The 18,627-nt window shown below is 38.7% G+C and carries 18 protein-coding genes and 1 pseudogene; 2 read left to right on the top strand and 17 right to left on the bottom strand.

What is annotated here, in order from left to right; genetic code table 11:
* Together KQI94_RS11925 and KQI94_RS11930 are read right to left on the bottom strand one after the other, a co-directional pair.
* The coding region (locus tag KQI94_RS11925; RefSeq protein WP_216454439.1) for an SDR family NAD(P)-dependent oxidoreductase at positions 1-339 on the bottom strand (339 nt) is incomplete at its 3' end.
* Entirely contained in the window at positions 339-920 is a 582-nt protein-coding gene (locus KQI94_RS11930) for a DapH/DapD/GlmU-related protein (protein ID WP_002368335.1), read from the bottom strand. The genes KQI94_RS11925 and KQI94_RS11930, both read right to left, overlap by 1 nt.
* 107 nt (positions 921-1,027) lie before the next feature.
* On the opposite strand from KQI94_RS11930, the gene KQI94_RS11935 reads away from it, so the two are divergent.
* Positions 1,028-1,912 carry a LysR family transcriptional regulator gene (locus KQI94_RS11935; RefSeq protein ID WP_002368336.1) on the top strand — a complete coding sequence of 295 codons (885 nt, stop codon included), beginning with the start codon at positions 1,028-1,030 and terminating at the stop codon, positions 1,910-1,912.
* Positions 1,913-1,931: 19 nt separating this feature from the next.
* On the opposite strand, the gene KQI94_RS11940 is transcribed toward KQI94_RS11935, so the two are convergent.
* The 4 genes from KQI94_RS11940 to KQI94_RS11955 all read right to left on the bottom strand — a co-directional run bounded on the left by KQI94_RS11940 (position 1,932) and on the right by KQI94_RS11955 (position 5,255).
* Entirely contained in the window at positions 1,932-2,819 is an 888-nt protein-coding gene (locus tag KQI94_RS11940) for a GRP family sugar transporter (protein ID WP_002368337.1), read from the bottom strand.
* A gap of 20 nt (positions 2,820-2,839) precedes the next feature.
* On the bottom strand, positions 2,840-3,235 hold the full coding sequence (gene rbsD, locus KQI94_RS11945; protein WP_002355102.1) for a D-ribose pyranase: 396 nt from the start codon (positions 3,233-3,235) through the stop codon (positions 2,840-2,842).
* Positions 3,236-3,250: 15 nt separating this feature from the next.
* Complete coding sequence (rbsK, locus tag KQI94_RS11950; RefSeq protein WP_002381157.1) at positions 3,251-4,168, bottom strand: ribokinase; 918 nt, start codon at positions 4,166-4,168, stop codon at positions 3,251-3,253.
* A gap of 91 nt (positions 4,169-4,259) precedes the next feature.
* The gene (locus KQI94_RS11955; RefSeq protein ID WP_002368338.1) at positions 4,260-5,255 is read right to left on the bottom strand and encodes a substrate-binding domain-containing protein; all 996 of its coding nucleotides are present in this window, start codon (positions 5,253-5,255) and stop codon (positions 4,260-4,262) included.
* 211 nt (positions 5,256-5,466) lie between these two features.
* On the opposite strand from KQI94_RS11955, the gene KQI94_RS11960 reads away from it, so the two are divergent.
* Positions 5,467-6,441, top strand: coding sequence for an alpha/beta hydrolase (locus KQI94_RS11960; RefSeq protein WP_002365272.1), 975 nt, complete (start codon positions 5,467-5,469; stop codon positions 6,439-6,441).
* Between the two features lie 62 nt (positions 6,442-6,503).
* On the opposite strand, the gene KQI94_RS11965 is transcribed toward KQI94_RS11960, so the two are convergent.
* From KQI94_RS11965 to KQI94_RS12015, 11 genes and pseudogenes are all read right to left on the bottom strand, one after another.
* Complete coding sequence (locus tag KQI94_RS11965; protein WP_002368339.1) at positions 6,504-7,871, bottom strand: PTS ascorbate transporter subunit IIC; 1,368 nt, start codon at positions 7,869-7,871, stop codon at positions 6,504-6,506.
* Between the two features lie 14 nt (positions 7,872-7,885).
* Positions 7,886-8,185 carry a PTS sugar transporter subunit IIB gene (locus tag KQI94_RS11970; RefSeq protein WP_002367331.1) on the bottom strand — a complete coding sequence of 100 codons (300 nt, stop codon included), beginning with the start codon at positions 8,183-8,185 and terminating at the stop codon, positions 7,886-7,888.
* Between the two features lies 1 nt (position 8,186).
* Positions 8,187-10,201 (bottom strand): annotated as a pseudogene (locus KQI94_RS11975) (BglG family transcription antiterminator).
* Between the two features lie 165 nt (positions 10,202-10,366).
* A complete protein-coding gene (locus tag KQI94_RS11980) occupies positions 10,367-10,591 on the bottom strand; it encodes a hypothetical protein (protein ID WP_002355093.1) in 225 nt (74 codons plus the stop codon).
* A gap of 46 nt (positions 10,592-10,637) precedes the next feature.
* Positions 10,638-11,039 carry an LPXTG cell wall anchor domain-containing protein gene (locus tag KQI94_RS11985; protein WP_002368343.1) on the bottom strand — a complete coding sequence of 134 codons (402 nt, stop codon included), beginning with the start codon at positions 11,037-11,039 and terminating at the stop codon, positions 10,638-10,640.
* Positions 11,020-12,153, bottom strand: a complete 1,134-nt coding sequence (locus KQI94_RS11990; RefSeq protein ID WP_002390729.1) for a DUF916 and DUF3324 domain-containing protein — start codon at positions 12,151-12,153, stop codon at positions 11,020-11,022. Before KQI94_RS11990 ends, KQI94_RS11985 begins: the two co-directional genes overlap by 20 nt.
* An 87-nt stretch (positions 12,154-12,240) precedes the next feature.
* Positions 12,241-12,930: a WxL domain-containing protein gene (locus KQI94_RS11995; RefSeq protein WP_002368346.1), complete on the bottom strand. Its 690-nt coding sequence runs from the start codon at positions 12,928-12,930 to the stop codon at positions 12,241-12,243.
* A 425-nt stretch (positions 12,931-13,355) separates the two neighbouring features.
* A complete protein-coding gene (locus KQI94_RS12000; protein ID WP_002359145.1) occupies positions 13,356-14,327 on the bottom strand; it encodes an arginine deiminase family protein in 972 nt (323 codons plus the stop codon).
* A gap of 111 nt (positions 14,328-14,438) precedes the next feature.
* Positions 14,439-15,884 (bottom strand): alkaline phosphatase, encoded by a 1,446-nt coding sequence (locus KQI94_RS12005; protein ID WP_002390731.1) that lies wholly within the window; start codon positions 15,882-15,884, stop codon positions 14,439-14,441.
* An 87-nt stretch (positions 15,885-15,971) separates the two neighbouring features.
* Positions 15,972-17,993 (bottom strand): DNA mismatch repair protein MutS, encoded by a 2,022-nt coding sequence (locus KQI94_RS12010; protein ID WP_002390732.1) that lies wholly within the window; start codon positions 17,991-17,993, stop codon positions 15,972-15,974.
* Positions 17,994-18,231: 238 nt separating this feature from the next.
* Positions 18,232-18,627, bottom strand: a 396-nt coding sequence (locus KQI94_RS12015; RefSeq protein WP_216454441.1) for a KDGP aldolase, incomplete at its 5' end; no start/stop codon positions are given.

Below are 18,627 nucleotides of genomic sequence, written 5' to 3' on the forward strand. Positions count from 1 at the left end.
AATATTAATATCTAGCATTTGACGCCATTCTCCTTTTGGTGCTTCAATAAGAGGCGCCGTTGGCATAACTCCTGCATTGTTAAAAAGAACATCAATTCGTCCATATTTTTCCATTGTAAGCTTGATTACACGCTGAACTTCCTCTTCTTTCGTTACATCTGCTTGTTGCACGAGAATCGTTGCTTCAGGAAGTTCTTTTTTTATAGCAATTAAACGTTCTTGTCGACGTGCTGCAATGACTAACTTCGCTCCTTTTCTGGCAAGTAAACGGGCTGTTGCCTCACCGATGCCACTGGAAGCGCCCATGATAACAATAACTTTTTCTGATAATGATTTCATTATATTTTCTCCTTATCTTCCTGAATCCAACGAATAATTTTAGCTGGTGTTCCTGCAACAATAGCGTTAGCTGGCACATCTTTAGTTACAGTCGCATTAGCTGCTACGATAGCATTTTCACCAATCGTAATACCTGGTAAAACAGTGACACCCGCGCCTAACCACGCAAATTTTTTAATGGTAATTGGTGCTAGCAATACACCTCGCCGTTTCATTGGCAGTTCCGGATGATTGACACTTAAGAGATTAACGCGCGGACCAATTAAAACATTGTCTTCAATTATAATGCCCCCTAAATCAACAAACATAGCTGCCCGATTAATAAAAATATTTTTACCAAAATGTATATTGCGTCCAAAATCTGTATAAAAAGGCAATAAAATCGTAACGGTTTCGTCAATTTTGTCTTGGATAATCGTGGCAAGAAGATTCCTTACTTCATTATGTGTATAGGCTTGTTGATTTAATTCTATTAAATAGCGACTATTTTCCTCTTGAATCTGATGAATAAGTTGAAATAGTGGTTCATCTTTATCAATGCTCCCTGTTGCAATTAGTTCTTGGAGATTTTTTGTAAGCATTCCTAATCGCCTCCTTTTGCTAAATTTATCGTAATACGTGACAACTCCTCTGTCTAATACTTATAATAAATAGATAAGTATGCGTTTTAGTTATAGGAGGGAAAGTAATGGAATTACGAGTGATTCACTATTTCTTAGCAGTGGTCCAAGAAAAAACGATTAGTGGCGCAGCCAAACAATTGCATGTATCACAACCAACATTATCTAAGCAATTAAAAGAATTAGAGGAAGAGTTAGGCGTGACATTATTTATACGAGGAAATCGACAAATACAATTAACACCTGAAGGAGAATATTTAGCTAAACAAGGGCAAGATATTTTAAGCTTAGCGAATAAAACAGTCACCAACTTGTCGCAAAATGAATTCATTAATGGCGAAATCACGATTGGTGGCGGCGAAACAAAAGCTATGTCTTTTTTAGCGAATGCACTACAACAAATAACAAGCCAGCACTCAGCTGATATTCACCTTCATTTATACAGTGGGAATGCAGATGATGTAATAGAACGGCTAGACAAAGGATTATTAGATTTTGGTTTAATTATTGAGCCTGCACCTAAACAAAAATATAGCTATTTAACATTACCAGTTGTAGATACATGGGGCTTAATTACTGTAAAGGACCATCCCTTAGCCACTAAAAATGTTATTACTGCAGCCGATTTAAAAGAAGAACCTTTATTTATTTCTCGACAAGCAAAAGTTCCGAGCCAACTCTCTGATTGGCTCGAAGCAAGTCTAGATCAGTTCCGAATCGTTGGGACCTACAACTTACTTTACAACGCTTCACTGATGGTAGAAGCTGGTCTAGGTAGCGCCCTAAGCATTGATGGTATTCTAGAAACAAAGCAAACAAATTTACGTTTTATCCCGCTATATCCTGCTTTAACAGCCAAAATTAGTTTAATTTGGCGCAAAAATACGGTTCTTTCCACAGCTGCTGCATTATTTTTAGAACAAATAAAAAAAAGTATTCAACGCCCTGAATAATAGGTCGTTGAATACTTTTTTAAATCATCACTGTGATCGTAGCTGCTGCCAAAATCAAAACTAAGCCGATAATCGTTACGGTCATTTCCTTGGCTGTTTTCTTTTGACCTAAGAACCAAATACCTGTCAACGTTGCAAGCACAACTGATGTTTGGGATAGAATAAAGCCAGTTGCCAAGCCGTTCATATCTGGCTGCGCTGAAATTAAATAAGTTAACGCTGCAAAGGCGAAGAAAAAGCCTGAAAAAATTTGTTTGTAAGAAACAGCTTCTATAAATGGGGATGTTTCCCCACCCTTAATAGTGACAACTGCTGAGTAAATAACTGCGACAATTACCATGCCTATTGCTTGTGGTAAAAAGGCATGCATGCCATCAATTGCCGTCGCTTGTGGTGCTGCAGAGTACGCCCAATAGCCGATTTCACCAACGGCTAATAGAAGAACTGCTTTTTTCATAATCCCAGCACTCTCAGCGGACTCCGTTTCCGACCAGACCGTCATTTTGGCACCAATCATGATTAACACTAAGGCAAATGCGCCTAACAATTTGGCTGTCGCACCTGGCCAGTTTCCTAAGAAAAAGACACCCCAGAGAGAAGCCCCTAAAAGTTGGAACGCGGTCGTTACTGGCATGGCACGTGATGAACCAATCATCGTGAAGCATTTAAATGTAATGATTTGCGCACAGGCCCAACCGACACCAGATAAAATTGAAAAGAATAAATCCATGCCCGCTGGAAAAGCCAAACCATTAATCATTGAAAAAACAGCGGCAAAAATCAATGTTCCTAAACTGGTACCGAGAATTTGATTCACCGGACGTCCACCAATTTTTGAAGCAATTGTTGGAAAAAGCCCCCAACCTAGAAGCGGTCCTAAACCGATTAATAATGCAGTCGCATTCATCTCTATTTCCCCTCTCTCGTTTAAAAGACAACGTTACTTTCTAATAAAATATTTGCGTATGGGGTCATTTCCCCTGTCCGAATAAAGGCATGGCAGTTGTTTAATTCTTGTTTCATTTCTGTATGAGGAATAAAACTGATGGGAGTTTCTGGTAAACGAGTTTTAATTGCTGTCAACATGTCAGGATTTTCTGTTTTAATTTCTTCTGCTAAATAAATTCGTTGAACTGCCAATTCCTCAAGAACATTGTTTAAAACTTCCATAAAACTAGGGACACCATTGGTAACTGCTAAATCAATTTTTTCTGTAGTCCGAGGCACTGGCATGCCTGCATCACCAATACTTAATTTATCAAAATGACCCATTTGTGCGATGACGCGGGAAATATCTGAATTAATAACTTTTGTTTTTTTCATGTCGCTCGCTCCTTTTTATTTGTCTGCCAATTCGTGTTGATAAGGAATCGAAGGTTGGGCTCCAAAACGTTGAACAGTCAACGAGGACGCCTTGTTTCCATAACGAATAGCTTCTTCCAAATTGCTAAAATCTTTCTCTAATATACTACTTAATGCGCCAATAAAAGTATCGCCAGCAGCCGTTGTATCAACCGCTTTCACTTTAAAAGCAGGCACAATACCACTTCGTCCATTGACGTCATAAAAGGCTCCTTTACTACCTACTGTAATAATTACTGCTTCAATCCCTAATTGATGAAGTGCTTCTGCGGCTTTACGCATACTCGCTTCATCTGTGATTTTAATGCCTGTTAAAATTTCGGTTTCTGTTTCATTTGGTACAATCATATCTGTCACGTTTAGTAATTCTTCAGGAACTTGTTCTAACGCAGGTGCGGGATTTAAAATCGTTTTGACGCCTGCTTTTTTAGCAATTTTAAACGCTGCAATCGTACTATCAATCGCACTTTCAAATTGGGCAATCACAAAATCACTTTTTTCAATAATTTCTTGATGTTCCTGTACTTGTTTTGGCGTAAAGGCGTTATTGGCTCCCGCGTAAATCATAATGCTATTTTCACCAGCGTTATCTACCATAATAAAAGCTTGGCCAGTAGCTGTTTTTTCTAAAGTGGTGACCCCAGTTAAATTAATTTCATCTTGACTCATTAAATCAGTCATCATAGCTCCAGCGCCATCATTTCCCACAGCACCAATAAAATATGTTTCTGCGCCTGAACGTTTCGCTGCAACTGCTTGGTTTGCTCCTTTACCACCACCTGCTGTAAAATGTTCAATGGCGTGAATTGTTTCGCCTGGTTTTGGCATTTCTTTGACTCTTAATGTTGTGTCTAAATTGATACTTCCGATAATTGTAACCGCGTTCATTTTCATCCACCTCAATAAAATTTATTTTTTCATTCTAATTAAAACGTTTTAGTAAAACGTTTTAATTCCACAACAAAAATATAGCACACCTTGAAAGCTATTTCAAGGGTGCTGTCGAAAATCGTTCAATCAGTTGGACAGGTAAGGTTTGCTCCTCCCAATCTTTTGCAGGCTGATGGATTCTTTCCAATAATAAAGTCGCCGTAGTTTGCCCCAATTGAAAAACAGGTTGAGCAATTGTTGTTAGCGGCGGCGAAACATACTCGCACATATCAACATTGTCATAACCAATAATACTATAATCCTCAGGAATTTTTTTGCCCGCTTCTGCTAATCCTCGATATAAACCAAAAGCAATTTCATCATTGATAGCAAAAATTCCGGTGCTCTCTGTTTTTAAAATTTCGGGGACAGCTTGGTAGCCGCCGGTTTTTGATAATTCTGTTTCGATCAACTGGACCTTTTCCGTATAAACAGAACAAAAACCTTTTAACCGTTGCTGAATATTGACTGGCGCATGTGGTGTCATTACCACGACGACCTGTTCATGTCGTTGCTCTTGTAAATGTTTTGCTGCTAGTTGCCCACCTCTATAATCGTCTGTCAAAACAGCGTCGCTAAAGCCTTCTGCTTTTTTTTGGTCAAGTACAATAAATGGAATCTTTTTCGCACGTAGCGTTTCATTAATCGTTTGATTGGAAATTTCAGAACTTGCAATCACAAAGCCATCGACACTACGACGAATCAACTCTGTTAAATATTCATGTTCTCTTGTAACATCTTGTTCCGCATTACATAACATCAGTATAAAATTTTCTTTGTATAAAACACTTTCAATTCCTCGAATCAATTGCGCGAAAAATGGATTGGTAATATCAGGTACGATTACGCCAATCGTCTTACTTTTTTTCATCACCATACGTTGCGCAAAATAGTCGGGCTGATAGTTTAATCGCTCTTTTGCAGCCAATACTTTTTCGACCGTTTTCCCACTAAACCGTGCCCCATTCCCATTTAAAATTTGTGAAACGGTAGTAATGGAGACACCTGAGTCATTGGCAACATCTTTAATTGTAACCTTTTTATTTGTCATCCTACTTCTCTCCTTGCCGTGAACGCGCCCATTCACCGGACCTCTTAATCTCATTTAATTTACTACAATCATTTACTTTACGCAACCACAAATAAATACGTACATTCGTTTAAACCGTCCTTTCATCCCTTCAACAAATTTCGTTGTTCTACTTTTAAAATGTTATACTGTAGAAAAAATGATTTACTTTTTGCTGAATGGAGGGCCTTAATTGAAAAAGAAATCGATTGGTTTGTTGTTAGCTAGCGCATATTTGTTCCACGCACGTTCTCGTCAAAAATCCTTAAAAGCCTGTCTTTTTGAAGATTCTTTACGTCTTTCCCAAATTGCTCGACTTGAACGAAATCCGAAAGTCACCAAGGCTTTTTATCATTGGCAACGATCATTAAATGAACAAGTAACTTTGCCAAAACATTTACGTCATCTTTTTCCTCTTCAAGAAATGACTCAATTTCCTACGATGTATCGCATGTCAAACTCCGTTATTGCACCCACCAAGAAAGCTGTACTGTACCTGCATGGTGGGGGCTTTACATTGAATCTCGCCTATAGCCAATTAGACTTTAGTTATAAACTAATTGAAGATCTCTCTTTTGCAACAGATTATTTTATCCCTGTATATCCATTAGCACCAAATAAGTCTTTTGCTGATATTTACAATCATTGCTATGCTGCTTATCAAGAAATTTTACAGCATTATGATCCCGAAGATGTTATTTTATTAGGTGATTCTGCTGGTGGCACATTGGTTTTAAACGTATTGCAGAATTTAGCCACCGATTTCCCTGAACGCTTACCCAAAGCTGCTGTTTTAATTTCTCCTTGGTTAGATGGACATTTAGACATTCCTGTTGCCAAAAGTTATCAAAAAAAGGACAAAATGATTGGCATGAACTATTTACAATTAATTGCCCAAGAGATTGACGACACGGCCAATCACTCCACGCTTTCTTTAAATTGCTTGTCCTTTGATTATCAAAAATTTCCGCCACTTTTTTTCGTGGGCGGCACACATGAAGTTTTTTGCCCTTCCTATCACCAATTTTTAAAACAATTAGGGCCACGACCACAAGATACTTGCCGATTGGTACCTGGCATGCAACACGTTTTCGCAATGAAACAATACTTGCCAGAAGGACGACAAGCGCGGAAACAAATTGCACAGTTTATCCAAGAACAATGGTAAAAGGCAAATGGGACAGAAGTCGTTTTGACTTCTGTCCCATTTGCCTTTTTAGAACAAAGCACTTAGTTTTCTTCGGCGACTTTTTTCTCCCGCATAGTTAAAACAGCGCTAGCCAAAAGAACAACCACTACAAAAGCAATGATTCCTCCTACTAAAAGACTCGGACCTGCCTCACCTAATTTGCCTAAAAATAGGCCTGGGATTAAATAATCTGTATCCGCAAACGTTGAGGATGCTAACTGTAGATCACCCAAGACTGGTAAAATAAATAACGGTAACCAACTAATTAATAAGCCATTAAACGCAGCCCCTAAAATCGCTCCTCGACGTCCCCCTGTGGAATTTCCAAAAACGCCTGCCGCGGCACCACAGAAAAAGTGCCCAACAACGCCGGGTATAATCACGGTGGTATTCAGACCGACCATCGCTAACATTGAAATAGTTCCCACAATAAAGCTCACAAAGAACCCAATCAAGACAGCGTTTGGCGCATAAGGAAAGATAATGGGAACATCAAGTGCTGGTTTAGAATTAGGCACTAATTTTTTAGCAATTCCTTGGAAAGCTGGTACAATTTCTCCTAAAACCATCCGCACACCTTGTAAAACCACTACGAAACCAGCCGTAAAGGTTCCTGCTTGAATTAATGAAAAGATAATCGCATTTTCGCCATTGCTTAACTCATGCTCGACATAGCCTGTCCCAGCCAGCAAAGCCAAAATCACATAGACAATCGACATCAAAATCATAATTGAGATGGTTGAGTCTCTTAAAAAACCAAAACTTTTAGGAATTTTAATATCTTCCGTTGACTTTTCTTTATTCCCAAAGACTTTTCCAATAAAGCCACTTGCCGCATAACCAATATTCCCTGTATGCCCCATTGCTACTTTATCATTTCCAGTAATTTGTTTCATAAAGGGCTGACAAAGAGCAGGTGTCACTGTTAATAAAGTTCCTTCAAATAAACCACCTAAAAGAATCATTGGTAAACTAACGCTAAAACCGGCCCCCACTAAAATAACGGCTGTCAAACACGAAACGTACATCATCGCTTGACCTGTCAAAAAGATATATTTAAAACGTGTAAAACGCGCCAACAGAATATTAACAACCATGCCCACCAACATAATCAGAGCAGTTGGTGTCCCATATTGTTGCAAGGCAATCGCTACAACTGCTTCATTACTAGGTACCACGCCTTGTGTATTTAATGCGGTTTGGAACATCTCCGCAAAGGGCATTAACGAATTCGCTAATAGCCCTGCGCCACCAATTAAAACTAAAAAGCCGACGAATGTTTTCAACGTTCCTTGAACAACATCAGAAAATTTCTTTTTCTGTAAAACTAATCCCAACAAAGCAATTAATGAAACCAGAATCGCTGGCTGGCTAACAATTGAAACAAATAAATTCAATAAAGTTTCCATGTTTTTCCTCCTTCTTATTGATGTGCAATGCCATTGTCATCTAAAACTTTCAAGACTTTCTCCTTCGTTTCATCGTAATCAATAATCGCATTTAAAGGAATGATTTTTTCAGCAGGAATTGACCCTAAAGCATCTTGCAATGTTTTTTCGACAAAGAAGTAATCAGCCATATCACCACTGGCACTCCCGACATCTGTGTGATCAATTTGAAAATTATCTGTATCAACACCGACTTCCTCTAAAATTTGTTGGATATTCATTTGCACCATAAAACTTGTTCCTAAACCACTTTGACAAACTGTAAAAATCTTCATCTTATTTCTCTCCTTCTTGGATAATTGATAGTATTTCTGGGACGGTTTCAGCCGCCACTAAGCGATGTAATGATTCTTTTTTTGATAGAATTTTTGTCAGACTAGATAAGGCCCGTAAATGTGTTTCGTTATCTGAAGCAGCTAAACAAATAAAAAGGTGAATTTCATGCTTAGGATCTTCTAATAAATCGACACTTTTTTGGATTTTTAGTAATGACATGCCTAACTGATTAACGCCATCTTCTGGCCGCGCATGAGGCAATGCTACGTCTGGACAGATATGGATAAATGGCCCAAACGATTCGACTTTTTGAATCATCGCATCAATGTACTTTTCTTTTCCGTAATACTGCCATTTTTTAATAACGGCTTGGCAGCTTCTGTAATTCCCGCTCGCCAGTCTGCAACTTCAGGCAGGACTTGGACTGTTTCTGTTGTTAATAATTCCGATAACATTGGACGCAGATCCTCCTCTTTTTCTAAAATTTTGTTCATTTTACGATGCAAGACACGATATAACTGCGCTTCTGTGACTCCTTTTTTTAAGGAAATGTAAGGTTTTAACGCATCTAAAATATCTTTAACATCTGGCATGGAAATACCTGGCAATAGCCAATCTGATTGAACTTGGTGCATCAATTGATTTTTCTCCAAAGAGCTCATAATGGGCTTGGTAAGATAAACCTTTTTGGCTGTTTCAATAGGGACCGTTGAGAAAATGATGTCATAGCTTTTTTCAGATACATTCTCTATTTCCCTCACCGCATTCGTTTCTTTAAATTCAATCATTGGAAATAGCCGACGCAATTCCGATTGCAAAATCAACGAAGAACTGATACCACTGGGACAAACAATTAGCGCTTTTAGCTTTTCTTGCCGCTGTTCATTTTTTTGCCCGAAAATTTCTCCACCAAATAATATGGTAAAAAAACCGATTTCCTCTGACGGGATTGACCGTTTCGTTAATTTTTCTAAAGGAGCTAACGCTTGTTCACAAAGATGATAAAGCGACCGATACGATTGTCGAATATCCTTGATTAAAACATTCGGCAAGTAAAAGCCATAGTTAATCCGAAAATAGGCAGGAACCAGATGATAATACACATTCATGAGCAATTCACGAGGCTGCTCAAATTGAACGACGGCCAATAATTCCATTTTCCGAATAATTTCACCAGAAATATCTAATAAAAACTCTAACTTCGTATCTCGCAATTCTCCTTGCAAAGCTGTCATTAAACAAATCGTGAAAAAAAGACTCTCAGTTTCTATATTCGCCACTGGCCCAACTAAATCACTTAAAATACGACGACTGACGGGATAAGCGCGTAAGGACTGAATTAACTGGTTCTCAGGCCAGACGACTGTTTTATATTTGCCTAATCTTTTTTGAGAGAAAGCAAGAAAGTAACTAATTTCATCCAATCTGCTGGGTACCAGTTGAAGCTGCGCTTCCTGGACGGCTAATTGAATGCCGTCACGTATTTTTGCGTATTGGCTCATTTGATGCTGACTGAGCCAGCAAAATAAAGCGAAGGTGCCCGACTTTTGTTGTAAGAGGCGGGCAAGCCAATTTTTCCCGAAACGACGAATCCGAAATTCATCTCCTTCTAGGTAAAACCCTCGTTTTCGTTCGTAGGATAAAGCAATGTTTTCAGTTGCTAGTTGGTGTCGTACTTTTTTGATGTCCGCTAAAATAGTGCCTTTCGAAACGTCTAAAAAATTTTGATAATGATACACCGATAGTTCTTCGATTTCTGAATAAGTGAGCAAAAAAATAAGTGCTTGTCTTTCTGTTTCGCTATAGATCACTTGACGTTGTTGAAAAAGTTGTTTTCCCCATTCATTTGCGGAAAGGTTTGGAATGCTGACGGTATTCTGTTGAACTTCTCCGCCTATTGTCGAAAGTTGCGTCACTAATTCTCGTTGCGAAAGATCGGTTATTTGTTGAGCCAAAGAGAGCGCAATTTTTTGCCCTGCATACTCGTCAAGGAGATAACTTATTTTATAATTCACAGCTGTGTCCTCCTCCTGTAATCATCATATAATGATAGCGCTTTATTTTCTATCTAAGTTGGGTACAAATGTCTACTGTACTTTTTTGATAAATTGTACCGTTCTTTATTTTAAAGTTAACAAAAACCCGTTGCAAGTTTCTTAAAAACTTACAACGGGTTTTCTTTATGTTAATTGTGTTTGTAATGCGATATTCAGCAAAATAGCCACCGCTACCCAGCCGCCACACATCACCAGAAGCAGCCAACTAAACATTGATTGTTTTACTAAAGACTGCTTAGGCTTTGCCAGATGTACAAAATTCATGCTATTTACTAAGAACAGTAAAAATAAAGCAAAACAAAGGACGGCCAAGCCAGCACAAATCCAAATCCACATCGTAATCTCCATCTATATTCCTCCTTCTACAATTGACTCTGTTTATAAAAACAGCACATTATTTTTCCTTTTTCCTTTTTTTATTCAAATAATAGAAACTTGTTAGTACTACGAGTAAACAGGCAATACCAAGGCTGTAAAGCCACGTGCTATTTCGTTCACCTGTCCTTGGTAAGGACGTCTGTGCAGCTGTGGGATTCGTTTTAGCAGTGTTTTTTCTGCTCACTTTGTCTTGTTGTTGTGACGTTTTTTTATCTTTATTAGTGACTGGTTGTTCTGTTGACTTAGTACCACCTTTCGTTTTTAGGGGTGCCTTCCCTCCATAAAACGTCACACCGATATTCGTTTGTCCCGCTTCTTCTGCAAAGCTCTCAGAAGAAGCGGTCAGAATCGCAATGCTGACGGTTAAAAGTATTCCCAATGTCACCAGAAGTGATCCTTTACTTTTCGCTGTCATCATCGCGCACTCCTTGTCTATTTTTCAAGGCTGCCTGTTTTTCTTGTTGTAAATAGGCTTGTTGTTTCAGTGTTGCTTTCTGTTGCGTAAAACGCCAAATAGCTAGAATTAGACTCACAATTGTTGCAACTAACAAGCCATAAAAAGCTTGATTCCACCAAGTCGGTAGGACCAATTTCACTACTGCTTCTTTATTTAATTTTTTGGCTTCTTGACTACTGATGGTAAATTCTTGCTTAAACGGCCACACTTGTTGTTCATCTTCTTTCAAGACCGCTTTTCCTTCAAAAATATAGGTTCCTGGACGAACATCTTCTTTCCCGAAATCTAAATGGAAGTTCATCGTCGAATTTGGCGCAAAACGAACACTTGGTAAAATCCGTTTGGCATATTCTTTCGTTTCGCCTTTTTTCGTTACTTTTCCTTCTAAACGTACTTCAGGAAAAATAGCGGATGTCGGATTCTGAATAACCGCTTGGACCGATTTATTTCCTAAAGCAATGGTCGGAACTAATTTAACTAATTGAAGAGTCTCTGCTAGATACATCGGTGTATCTTCTGACATTCGTAAAGCAATTGCTACATTAAATCCATATCGACTGGTTAAACCCGTTGATTTTCCTTTTTCTTCCTTTTCATCTTCTGCAAGCGAAGCATAAACACCACCCAAAACTAATCCTTGGAAACCATTCGCTGGAATTTCGACAGTCATTTTGGCTGTTACGGTTTTCTTAGCGGGAACTTTTACATGTTCCTCAGGTAATTTAATTAATGTTGTCAAGGGTACTTTTAAACTTGAATCTGGTTTTTTCTCGAAATCATTGTACACAATTAAACCATTGTCATTCGTCACAGCATTCGCCAAATTTAAATCAATCGTCAATTCTTCATCTGTTTTATTAATTAATGATAATTCGACTTCTTGTTTCTGTCCTGGTTTTACAATGAGATCATAGTAGGATTGCGTATTTTTCGCTTGATTCTCAGGAATATTGGGTTTAACTGTAAATTTTGTATTCATGTTGTCATCCGCTTCTTCTGCTTGTACAGCAGAAGGGATGCTTAATGCCATCACACAAATAAAAACTGTGACGATTAGCCAGCGCATTGTCTTCATTATTTGTTCCTCCTATGTATCGAAAAGGAGCCGTGCACCACTGCGCAGCTCCTTTTCTAGTAATGCAGTATTCTCGTTAGTAACTGTTTATGGCGCAGCCACTAATGTCCAAGTTACGTTACCTGTATACGCACCATTTGTAATTTGTGAACTAGGTGTTGTAATGTTTAATTTTACATTTGATAATTCAGAATCCCATGTACCTTGACCTTTACCAACTGCAGCTGTAGCAATTGATACAGCTGCTCCACCTACTGGAATAGTTGTTCCAGCAAATTCAGGACTTCCTGGATCTGCTGCAAAGGCAGCCACATCACGTGAGTATTTTGTTGTTGTTTCATCATATTTCGCTACCGCTCCTGTTTGTGCAAAGGTAATTGAACCTTCTAACGTAGCAGTACCGTTTTTCATTTCAGCAACGCCGGCAGTAACTGACCAACCCGCTTGTGTTCCACGAACATCCCCGACACCATAACGTTTTGTTTGGGTACCTGTCGCATCTAACGAAATCGCTGATAAATCAGAACTAACTTCTGTCGAAGCAAATTTGAATTCTGTTGGAACATATAACAAATCAAAGTTAGTATTCGTACCTGGTCCTGGCTCTTGTGTGCTTCCGTCATCTCCATCACCCGTACCGCCTGGTAATGAACCACTTGTCATCTCTACGTTTGCTGGTGTTGTACCAGTCGTTGTTGCATGCGCTGCTGCAGGAGCGATGCTTGCCCCTAAAATAGCTGTTCCTGCAAATAAAGTTACCAATGTTTTTTTCTTCATTTTACTCTCTCCTTTATATCTTGGTTAATTAATGAATAAAAAAGTGAAAAACTTTTCTATCTCAGTAGAACGTAAACTAAGTATAGCGAAAAAAAGACTGCTTGTGATTTCAAATTTTAAACACCTCATGCAAAAAAAATGAATTTACTATAACAGCAAGGTTCCAACGACTTTTTGTGTCTTTGAAAACGTAATTTTCAAAAAAGATATCGTTTTTTTTCATATATAAAGTGGTAATTTTATAAAAAAACAGCGAGAAAACGTCAAAATATTAGTAACAAACACTAACATTTTGACGTTTTCTCGCATTTATTAAATCAAAATTTCCTCAATATTTTTAAAAAAAATAGTGAAAACTAAAATTATATCGTTTTCATAGACAAAACGTACATTTTTTCTTACGAAAATTGATAATCACTCGCTGACTATTCTCTAATCAAAGCTTGCGTTGTACAACGGAAAGAACCACCTAACATTCTAGAAACATGGTAATCAATTGCCTCAACTTTGATACCTTTTGCTTCTATTTGAGGAATTAAGGTTGTAAACGATTGGTCCGTTATATACGTTTCTTCGTTAAGCGGTAGACCATTTGTCACTAAATACGCTGCTTCTTGCAAAGTAACGTGAATTTTTTCCCAGTTGGCTAATTGCGCAGGAAGTCCATCCAAAAAGGCCTCTTCACAAACAATCATCAAGCCTTCTCTCAACAAGCTTAACGCACAATCTAAGTGGAGAATATGCGGATGTAACCGAACCGGCACCACTTCATAACCAAAATGACCAATCATATTGGCTAACCACTGAATTCCTGCTAGGTTACTTGCCAAGCCAGAGTAGCCCACAAAAATTGTTTTTCCTAGAACTAAAACATCGCCGCCTTCAATAAAGGGACCTGCTTCACTTAAAGCCCCTTCAGAAATGTCAGGTTGTGGCGCAGCAAAATAATAGCCTTCTGCTTCTTGTGTCCACTGCTGAATAATCGGACGAATTGGTAAAATTTCTTGTCGACGGTGTTGAAATCTTAAGTTTCCTTCTATTAAGAGATTGCCAATTGTAAAAAAAGGGTCTCGTGAAAAGAAGTTACTATATCCTACGCCCAATTCCTTGCCATGTTCTTTTTCATAGGTTGTCAATAAACGTGGACGAAATACTTCTACGCCATAAGATTCTAATACTCCTTGCATGACTTCTTTTTCTTTTTCCCAACGCACTTGTTGTTCTGGTGCAAAGTCTGCTAAATCACGCCCTTCATTATTCTGTGTTAAACGGGCATTTTCCTCTGTTAAAAAAGTCGTATCCGCTTCATCAAATTTATCTGGTAAACAAAATTGCGATTGTGCTAAAACAACTGAACGCAACGGTGCAAATTCACTTTCAACATGCATTTTTTTCATTATTTGACCTCACTTTTATCTGGTTACCTTCATTATAACAGAGATAAATTTTTTATGCCTTCAATGAAGAAAAAGCAGAACGTATAGAAGTTCTGCTTTTTCTTTATTTTGTTATTTGCCAATACCTTTATCTTTAATCTCAGCTTTTTGCCCGGTGCCATCTACTAAGCCAAAAATAATCTTCGCTTGGTCTGTATTATCAATTTGTCCTAAAAAAGCTTCTGCTTGTGGGCCATAAGCATAGACATTTACATCTTCTCCTGTGTGTCCGCCAGTAGTCCAACCAGTATTCGAACGTTCATCAAAAATCTTTCTTAATGCCTGAGCGATTTTTTCAACATCTTTTGACTCCGCCGCTGTTTTCACTGCTTTCAATTCAGCCTCACTTAATTGAAAATCAATATACTCAGTCACTGTTTTTTCCACATTACCATTTTTAATAATTTCTTCTGCCATAAAATCAGGCGTGCGTTTTGCCGCATGTAAAGGCTCCGTCAACCAGTTGTATTGATCTCCTTTGCCTAAAGACAAGCCCCCTGTTGAATGATCTGCAGTTGTAACCACCAATGTTTCACCATCTTTTTTGGCAAAATCGATGGCCTTTTCAAACGCCGCTTCGAAGTCTTGCATTTCGCTCATCGCGCCAACAATATCATTGCTATGCCCGGCCCAATCAATTTGACTACCTTCAACCATTAAAAAGAAACCTTTTTCATTTTTATCTAACCGTTGAAGAGCCGCTTCTGTCATATCAGCTAATGAAGGGACCTCTTCCGTTCGGTCAATCATTTTAGGTAGCCCGCCTGGTGCAAACAAGCCTAAAATTTTGTCGTCTTGGTTTTCATTTAACGACTTTTTGTCTGTGACATGACCATAACCCGCTTGGGAAAATTCTTTGACTAAATCACGATCTTTCCGGGCAAATAATTCGGAGCCGCCGCCAAGTAACACATCGACTTTGTGTTGTCCATCGATTTGATCATCAAAATAGTCATCGGCGATTTCTGCCATATTTTTGCGTGAAACATTATGTGCGCCATATGCAGCAGGGGTTGCATGTGTTATTTCAGATGTTGCTACAAGCCCCGTTGATTTCCCCACTTTTTTCGCACGTTCCAGCACTGTTTCTGTTTTGGACTTGTCATTATCGAGCGCAATAGCATTATTGTAGGTTTTCACTCCAGCAGCCATCGCTGTCGCTGCGGACGCTGAATCGGTGACATTCTCTTCTTCATCTTCTGGATAAGTGGCTTGTTGCCCAACTAAATAGGTATCAAAAGCTGTTTGGGGAACACGCTTGTCTGAGTGATTGGCTTTGAAATAGCGATAGCCCGTTGTATACGGATTCCCCATGCCATCTCCAATCATAAAAATAACATTTTTTACTGGTGCTTTTTCAGATTCAGTTGCCTTCGCTTCAGCAACCTCTGTTTGTTTTTCGCCGCTTTTCTGTTCAGATAAATTTGTACAACCCGCTAATGTTGTGAATATTAGTAAGGTAACCCCTAGCAAAGCTCTTTTCTTCATTTCCTTGTTTCCTCCTTCATATCTACCCATACATTGACTATAACAAGTCTTAGTTGATTTCTGATAAATAACAAGTAAACAAAGTGTTAAGTTGTTGTATTGCTTCTGTTAAGTTCCTTATTTGTCGCGTCTTGCTGCTCTTTTTTCGGCCTCTTTGCGTAATTGTTTCTGCGCTTTTTTTGAGCCGCGTTCAATATCTTTGAGTTTCTTTCGTTCATGGAAATCTGTAAATAAACTTTCTAAATCATAGTCTTGCGGATATAGATCTTGTGCTTTCGCTTGTAATTTCAATCGTCTTCGTGGTACATTTTCAATTTTATCATTCACAAATACTTGGATTTCTTGTTCACCCTCATCTGTAAAAACCAACCCAATTTGTTGTGTTTCTGTCAATAGGACACGATCACCTTTTTGATAACGGTCTGTTTCTTCTACAAACGTGGCAAAGGTCGTTTCTTTTGCTTTCAGGGGTTTAAATAGACTTCGATTAGTAGGGTATTCTTTCCGCTGAATATAATGAGCCGCCTTTTCAATGAGCTGTGGCTCCATCTTCATTTTACGTGCAATCCAAAGCGCCTGACTATCGCCAACTTCACCAATTTTCAATTGATATTTGGGCGTTAATGTTTCACGATCGAAGGCCATTGCGGCGGGCACAAAATCGTCATGCTCTTGGGCAAAACGTTTAATTTCACCATAATGGGTCGTTGCAACTACCAAGGCTCCCTTTTGATACATCGTTTCCATGATAGCAATCGCTAAGCCAGCTCCTTCGTTCGGCTCGGTGCCACTGCCAATTTCATCTAATAAAACAAGCGTGTGTCGTTTAACATTACGCAACATTTCCGCAATATTTTTCATGTGCCCAGAAAAAGTGCTTAACGCATTTTCCAGATTTTGCTGATCACCAATATCGACAAAAATTTCATCTAATACTGGAATCTCTGTGCCCGCTTGTGCTGGAATTTGCAACCCAAATTGTGTCATGACAGTCAATAAGCCAACTGTTTTCAAGACAACCGTTTTACCACCAGCATTGGCACCTGTAATGACAAGTCCTCGATACTCTGCTCCTAAAGAAAACGTCAATGGTACTGCGTGTTCTAATAAAAGAGGGTGTTTTCCTTGAACAATGCGCAAGCGTTCTTCTTTGTTTACTTTTGGCGTAATCCCACCAATTTCGCGACTATACTTTCCTCGTGCAAAAATAATATCTAAGGTGGTCATTGTATCGACGGCTTGATCGACTAGTCGTTCTTGCTCATTGATTAACCCTGTTAGTTCTGCCAAAATTTGATATTCTTCCGCTGTTTCTTCCGCTTTTAAGAGTGTCAATTGTTCATTTAATTTACTAATTGCTACAGGTTCAATAAAGACCGTTTGTCCTTTATTGGATTGCTCAATGATTGTGCCTGAAACCTTATTTTTATAGCTAGCTTTGATTGGTACCGTGTAATGTTCCCCTTTTTTCACCATCATATTTTCTTGAATATACAGTTGATTATTTTTATTGCGTAAAAATTTGGTGACTTTTGTTTCAATTTCTTGTTGGCATTCATTGATTTGACGCCGGATTTTCCGAAGTTGTCGAGAAGCATCGGTGGCAACTTTTTGGTTATGGATTTTCGTATAAATTTGTTCTTCGATTGCTCTGAAATCAGCTAAGTGCTGACTGTAACTAAATAGGCGTGGTGTTTGGTATTGATTTTTTTCAAAAAACTTCTGGATTCGCTGACTACTTCTTAAAAAGTCAGCGACCTCAATCAATTCGTTTGGTGTAAGGATTAAGCCTTTTTTCACTTGTTGAAGCAAGCGGGTAATTTGGCTCAAGCCCATGAAAGGGACGTGTTGTCCGCTATCAATAATTAAGCGGGCCTCGGTTGTTTCCGTTAAGCGGGACTGCACTGTTTCTAAACGTGTTGCAGGGACCATTTTCGCCAACCGTTCTTTACTATACTCGCCAATCGCACGTGTTTGAACTTCTTTAAGAATTGTTGTAAATTGTAATTTTTGAATGGTTTCATGGTTCATTTGTTTTTTCTTCCTTTCTATCACGAAAAGAATACCTGGCGCCTTTAAATAAAAACCAGTTTCTACAGAAAAAAGAGGACAGCGTTCTACCGCTGTCCTCTTTATCATTGGATAAAGGTTACTAAAGAAACCTCTTTTAAAGGAGGTATTTAGTAATTGAGATGACTGACAGGTATCACTTTCTAAGCACACCAAATAAACCTTGCTTGGTTCACTGGTTATTCAACTTATCAATTAGATACCTACGACACTCACCAAAATACCCCACATTCATTTGTTGGTTTTTATTTATTCTCCACTTGAGAGTAGCAAATCTGGCGAAGAAAGTCAAATAAAGATTGGCCCTTTACTTATTCAATGTCTTTTTCATCATGGTTAGTAACGTTTTCACGTCTTCTATTCTAGTGTCCCCTGTTTCTTGATCAATAATTGAGCTGTAGACATGAGGAATGATTTTTTTAACGCCGGCATCCACCGCAATTTGAACAATTTCTTCAAAGTTTTCTAAATCAATGCCCCCTGTTGGTTCTAAATAAAAGTCATACTTGGCACAAGCTGCTGCTACTGCTTGGTATTCTTCTTTGTGAGCCAAGCCTTTCATCGGGAAATATTTAATGGAACTGCCCCCCATGTCTTTCAACAATTTGATGGCAGTTTCGATAGGCACTTCCGCCGCTGGCGCACCCGAGCTTAACGGACCTGTCGCAATGTTGACATAGCCAACTTTGCCTGTGGGTGAAAC

Source organism: Enterococcus sp. S183_ASV_20, assembly GCF_018919685.1.
GTDB classification, from domain to species: domain Bacteria; phylum Bacillota; class Bacilli; order Lactobacillales; family Enterococcaceae; genus Enterococcus; species Enterococcus faecalis.